At 72.1% G+C, this 5,879-nt stretch carries 6 protein-coding genes; 2 read left to right on the forward strand and 4 right to left on the reverse strand.

Annotated elements, in window-relative coordinates:
* Window positions 1–191: 191 nt before the first annotated feature.
* Complete coding sequence (locus NBZ85_RS26440) at window positions 192–2,306, reverse strand: APC family permease (protein ID WP_261558509.1); 2,115 nt, start codon at window positions 2,304–2,306, stop codon at window positions 192–194.
* A gap of 119 nt (window positions 2,307–2,425) precedes the next feature.
* On the opposite strand from NBZ85_RS26440, the gene NBZ85_RS26445 reads away from it, so the two are divergent.
* Together NBZ85_RS26445 and NBZ85_RS26450 are read left to right on the forward strand one after the other, a co-directional pair.
* Entirely contained in the window at window positions 2,426–3,133 is a 708-nt protein-coding gene (locus tag NBZ85_RS26445) for a potassium channel family protein (protein WP_368861444.1), read from the forward strand.
* Between the two features lie 2 nt (window positions 3,134–3,135).
* Window positions 3,136–3,840 carry a potassium channel family protein gene (locus NBZ85_RS26450; RefSeq protein WP_261558507.1) on the forward strand — a complete coding sequence of 235 codons (705 nt, stop codon included), beginning with the start codon at window positions 3,136–3,138 and terminating at the stop codon, window positions 3,838–3,840.
* Window positions 3,841–3,844: 4 nt separating this feature from the next.
* Here the strand turns inward: NBZ85_RS26450 and NBZ85_RS26455 are convergent, their stop codons facing one another.
* The 3 genes from NBZ85_RS26455 to NBZ85_RS26465 form a co-directional block, all read right to left on the reverse strand.
* Window positions 3,845–4,564, reverse strand: coding sequence for a DUF3159 domain-containing protein (locus tag NBZ85_RS26455; protein ID WP_261558505.1), 720 nt, complete (start codon window positions 4,562–4,564; stop codon window positions 3,845–3,847).
* Between the two features lie 45 nt (window positions 4,565–4,609).
* Window positions 4,610–4,996 (reverse strand): OB-fold nucleic acid binding domain-containing protein, encoded by a 387-nt coding sequence (locus tag NBZ85_RS26460; RefSeq protein WP_251744775.1) that lies wholly within the window; start codon window positions 4,994–4,996, stop codon window positions 4,610–4,612.
* Between the two features lie 153 nt (window positions 4,997–5,149).
* Window positions 5,150–5,863, reverse strand: a complete 714-nt coding sequence (locus tag NBZ85_RS26465) for a DUF3710 domain-containing protein (RefSeq protein WP_261562808.1) — start codon at window positions 5,861–5,863, stop codon at window positions 5,150–5,152.
* Between the last annotated feature and the right edge of the window lie 16 nt (window positions 5,864–5,879).

Consider the following 5,879-nt stretch of genomic DNA (forward strand, 5'->3'; position numbering starts at 1 on the left):
GAACCCACCGTGGGCCACCTGGCCTACCACCAGCTCGATGAGAGATCCCACCGCGGTGGGGGCGGCGGCGGAATCCTCCACGGCCGAACCGGACACCGCGGACACCGCGGACACCGACGGCGATCCGCCCGTCGACGGGTGAGGACGGGCGGTCCCGCCCGGGCGGCGAGCCGGCTGGTGGCGAGCGGGGCTCATTCCCGCTCCTCCGGTCTCGATCCGGAACCGGGCTGGCCGACGTCCGTGAAGCCCGCGGGAGACGGCGCGCTCACGGCGGGCGGCGTCCCGCCGGGGGCGGCCGGGGTGTCCGGGCCGCCGGCGGGTCCGGGCAGGGCGGCCCGGCCACGGCGAACCGCGCCCGCTCCGGTGCGCTCCACCCGCCGCTCCGCACCACTGGACGAGGCCAGTTGCCAGGGCACGCTGGTGACCATCACGCCGGGTTGGAACAGCAGCCGAGCCTTGAGCCGCAGCGCGCTCTGGTTGTGCAGCAGGTGCTCCCACCAGTGGCCGACGACGTACTCCGGGAGGTAGACGGCCACGACGTCGCGGGGGCTCTCCCGCCGAATCCGGGCGACGTACTCCAACACCGGTCTGGTGACCTCCCGATAGGGGGACGCGAGCACCACGAGATCGATGCTGATGCCCCGTTCCGCCCACGCGTCGCGCAGCCGGTCGGCCTCGGCCTGGTCCACCGCCACGGTGAGCGCGACGAGGCTGTGCGGCCGCGACGCCTTGGCGTAGGCCAGCGCCCGCAGCGTCGGCGCGTGGATCTTGCTGACGAGGACCACGGCCCGGATCCGCGACGGCAGGGCCGGTGGGCCCGGCTCGGGGGTGAGCTCGACGGCGACCCGGTCGTAGTGGCTCCTGATCCCCCGCATGCCGAGGTAGATGATCGGGATGGCCAGGCAGACGATCCAGGCCCCGTGGGTGAACTTCGTGATGAGCACGAGGACCAGCACGGTGCCGGTGAGGCAGGCACCGATGAAGTTGATCGTCTGCGAGCGGCGGATCCGGCGACGCGCGGCCGGGTCGGGCGCGGCCGGGCCGGTCGAGCGCAGGATGCGCGCCCAGTGCCGCACCATCCCGGTCTGGCTCAGGGTGAACGAGATGAAGACACCGAGGATGTAGAGCTGGATCAGGGCGGTGACCTGCGCGTGGTACGTGACGATCAGCACGATCGCGAAGCCGGCCAGCAGCACGATCCCGTTGGAGTAGGCCAACCGGTCGCCGCGGGTGTGCAGCTGGCGAGGCAGGTAGCCGTCACGGGCGAGGATCGAGCCCAGCACCGGGAAGCCGTTGAAGGCGGTGTTCGCGGCCAGCATGAGGATGAGCGTGGTGACCGTGGCGATGTAGACGAAGCCGGGCGAGCCGTCGCCGAACACGGCCGCGGCGACCTGGGCGATGACGGTCGGCTGCTCGCCGCTGGCCCCGACCAGGTCCTTCGTGTGCTCGGCGACGTGCACGTCCGAGATGAGGGCCAGGGCGGTGACGCCGGCGAACATGGTGACCGCGATGACGCCCATGAGCAGCAGGGTGGTCGCGGCGTTGCGGCTCTTGGGCTTCTGGAACGCGGGGACGCCGTTGCTGATCGCCTCGACGCCGGTGAGCGCGGTGCAGCCCGAGGCGAACGCCCGCAGGACCAGGAACGCCAGCGCCAGCCCGGCGTAGTCGTGCTCGGCGACCACGTGGTACCCCGCGCTCTCCGCGCGCGGGGTGTGGCCGGCGGCTGTCTTGACCAGACCGGTCACGATCATCACGGCGACGCCGGCCACGAAGCCGTAGGTCGGGATGGAGAAGGCCGTCCCGGATTCGCGCACGCCGCGCAGGTTCATCATCGTCAGCACGATGACGATCACGGTCGCGATGAGGACCTTGTGGGAGGCCAGCCCGGTCACGGCGGATGTCAGGTTCGCGACACCCGCCGACACCGACACGGCGACCGTCAGGACGTAGTCGACGAGCAGGGCGCTGCCGACGAGCAGGCCGGCGCGGGGGCCGAGGTTGGTCGAGACGACCTCGTAGTCACCGCCGCCGCTCGGGTAGGCGTGCACGTTCTGCCGATAGGAGGCGACCACCGTCAGCATGAGCACGATGACGGCGCCGGCCAGCCAGGGCGAAATGTGGTAAAAGGCCAGCCCGCCCAGTGACAGGACGAGCAGGATCTCCTCCGTCGCGTACGAAACCGACGACAGAGCGTCACTGGCGAAGACGGGCAGTGCGACCCGTTTGGGGAGCAGTGTCTCCCCGAGCCGGTCGCTCCCGATCGGACGACCGACGAAACCGCGCTTCAGGCGGTCCGTGAGCGCCACGCGGCGATGCTACCGACGTTGGGGACCACCATTCACAAGTGTGACGTGGCACACACATAACCACGTCGGTCGGGCCCACGCGCCCGAGGGTGCCGGATCTCCGCGTAGAGAGCACTCCGGTGACGTTTCGCGCCGCTGCGACCGGATCCGACTACGCTCCCCTCGTGCATGTCGTGATCCTCGGTTGTGGCCGAGTCGGCTCTGCCCTCGCCCGCGGTGTCGAGCGGCTCGGCCACTCCGTGACGATCATCGACCAGAACGCGGCCGCGTTCGGCCGGCTGGACGCGAACTTCGCCGGCCAGCGCGTCACCGGGATGGGTTTCGACCGCGACACCCTCATCGAGGCGGGCATCGAGCGGGCCGCCGCCTTCGCCGCCGTGTCCAGCGGGGACAACTCGAACATCATCGCGGCCCGGGTGGCCCGGGAGATGTTCGGCGTCGAGCGGGTCGTGGCGCGGATCTACGACCCACGCCGCGCCGAGGTCTACGAGCGGCTCGGCATCCCCACCGTCGCGACCGTGCGCTGGACCCGCGACCAGATCCTCGGCCGGCTGCTCCCGGACGCCGTCACTCCACAGTGGTCCGATCCGTCCGGCTCGGTGCTGCTGACCGCGATCGCGCCGGGGCCCGCCTGGGTGGGGCGCAAACTGCGCGACCTGGAGGCGGCGGCCGGGGTGCGCGTCGTCTGCGTCACCAGGTTCGGCGAGGGCGTGCTGCCCGACGCCCGCACCCTCGTCCAGGACGGAGACGTGCTGCACACGGCCGTGACGAAGGCCCATGCCACCGAGGCCGACACGGTGCTGCGCACCGGTCCGGAGGAGAGCTGACCATGAGCATGCGCCAGGTGGTGATCGCGGGTGCCGGCAAGGTCGGCCGCTCCATCGCCGCCGAACTGCTGGAGAACGGCTCCGAGGTGCTCATCATCGAGCGGGACCCGCAGAAGATCCGCACCGACGCGCTGCCCGAGGCCCGGTGGCTGCTGGCAGATGCCTGCGAGCTGTCCCAGCTCGACGCCGCCGGGTTGAACGAATGCACCGTCCTCGTGGCCGCGACCGGCGACGACAAGGTCAACCTGGTCGTGTCACTGCTGGCGAAGACCGAGTTCGGGGTGCCGCGGGTGGTCGCCCGAGTCAACCATCCCAAGAACGAGTGGCTGTTCACCGAATCCTGGGGAGTGGACGTCGCGGTGTCCGCGCCGCGGCTGCTCACCGCGCTGGTCGAGGAGGCTGTCAGCGTCGGCGACCTGGTGCGGCTCATGCGCTTCCGGCAGGGCGACGCCTCCCTCGTCGAGCTCACCCTCGCCGAGGACTCGCCCGTGGTCGGTCAGCGGATCGGCGAGATCGCCCTGCCGCCGGACAGCGCCCTCGTGGTGATCCTGCGCGACGGGCGGGCGGTCATCCCGTCGCCGGACGCGGCGTTGGAGCACGGCGACGAGGTGCTCGCAGTCGCGACCAGCTCGGAGGCCGAGGAGCAGCTCGCCGCCCTGCTCGGCCCGGTGCCCGGGCGGGCGCGGACCCTCACCACCGGCGGCTGACCGCTCAGAGCGGCGGGCGGAGCGGATCGACCGGCGCCCCGGGGGACGGCGGGTCGGCCCGCAGCACCTCGCCTTCGACCACAGCCGCGCCCGACGCGGCGGGCGACTCGGGTGGCAGCGGGGCGAGCCTGCGCACGATGGCGAAGCTGGCCAGGACGGCGAGGCCGAACAGCGGCAGGCCGAGCGCGATGTTCGCCGCCGCCAGCCAGCCGGACTCGTCCGCGAGGTAGAGCACGCCCTGCACGCCGAAGCGCAGGGCGAACACGGCGCCCCAGACCAGCGTCGCCCACACCGCCGCGCGACGCTGCCGGGCATCGTCCTTCCAACCGACATAGCGGGCGTCCAGGCCGGCCATGAGATAGCCGGCGATCGGCCGGCGCAGCACCACGGACAGCAGCGCCACGACCACGCCGAGGGCGTTCTTCGCGATGCCGGGGAGGAAGAAGCCCTTCGCGTCGCCGGTGCGCGAAGCGACGAACGCGGCGACCGCGACGGCGAACAGGCCGGAGAACGTCTGCTGCATCGGCTCGTGCCGCACGATGCGCAGGATGAGCAGCCCGAGCGCGGCGGCGATGGCGACGGCGATCCCGGCGGTCAGCCCGACCTCGGCGTTCACCGTCACGAACGCCACGGTCGGGATGGAGCTGTCGATGATCCCCCGGGGGCCGCCGATGGCCTCGGACATCGTCATCGGCGGTGCGTCGGGGGTGGGCAGTCGTGGCATCGTCGGTGGAGATCCTGTCGGTGAGAGGCCGTTCCCCGCCCGGGCCTAGGCGCTCGCGGAGGGGACCGGGAGGAGTTCGTAGCGCGGGTTGAAGATGCTCGGACGCCCCTCCTGCACGGTGATGCGCCCGGACGCCTTCACCGAGGCACCGGCCCGCAGGCCCGGGATGTCCCGGCGGCCCAGGAACACCAGCGTCACGGTGCCGCTGCCGTCGTAGATGTCGACCTCCAGGGTCGGTGCGCCGGCGCGCGCACGCACCGTCACCGCTTGGATGGTACCCGCGACGCAGGTCTCGTCCCGGTCACGACAACCGCTCATCGGGACGGCGCCCGCCGCCGCGGAGGCGGCCTGGAGATCCTCGGCGTCGAGCTCGTTCGTTCCCGCCGTCAGCTTGTGGAGCTTGCGACCCCACCAACCGTGTGGCTCGCCCACGGCTCCTCCGTTCCCGCGCGAGCAACCCTGCCCGGACACGTCTGATGCAACGAATGACCGAGGCTCAGTGTGCCCGCGGCAAGCCGTACGATCGAGCGATCCACGTGCGGATACACACCGTATGCAGTACGGTGCTGCGCGTTCGTGTCCCGGTCAGCGCAGCTCGGCGGTGCGGACGCCGGGCACGGGCAGCTGGGGCCGGCCGCTCGTCGCCGCGGTCGCGGAACCGCCGGGGCCCTCGGGATGCTCGGAGACCTCCCGAGGCAGCGTCAACGGCAGGGGATCCCGCACCGGCATCGCGCCCTCACCACGGGCCACCACAAGCTGGCGCAGCGTCTCGTCGAGCAGCGGAGCGGCCCCGGGCTCACCCCCGGCAACGCCGGTCACCACGGCACGCAGGAACCAGCGCGGGCCGTCGACGCCCATCATCCGGCCGGGGACGGTCTCGCCCGGCCGGCCGGTGGGCAGCAGCATCCGCAGCTCCGGCCCGAACGCGCCGCCCGCCTCGCGGCCGCCGGCCGCCTCGATCGTCGCCAGGATTTCGGCGCGCACCTCGTCCCACAGGCCACGGCTCTTGGGAGAGGCGAAAACCGACAGCTCCATCGCGCTGCGCCCGTCAGTGACGAGCACCGTCAACGGCTGGCCGGTCGACTCCTCCACCTGGAACTGCACCTGCACGCCCGGCAGTGCCGGGATCCGCAACGAGCCGAGGTCGAGCCGGTGGAGATCATCCTCCGGCGCCTCGGTGACGTCGTAGGGACCGTCCAACATCACCGGTGCAGCCTCGTCGACCGGCGCGCGCCGCCCTGGCGCTTCAGGCCGAGGCGCCTCGCGCTGGTCAGATTCCCTACGCCCGCGGCCGAACACCACCGGACTCCCTCCC

Source organism: Frankia tisae, from assembly GCF_025403405.1.
In the GTDB taxonomy this organism is placed as follows: Bacteria; Actinomycetota; Actinomycetes; order Frankiales; family Frankiaceae; genus Frankia; species Frankia tisai.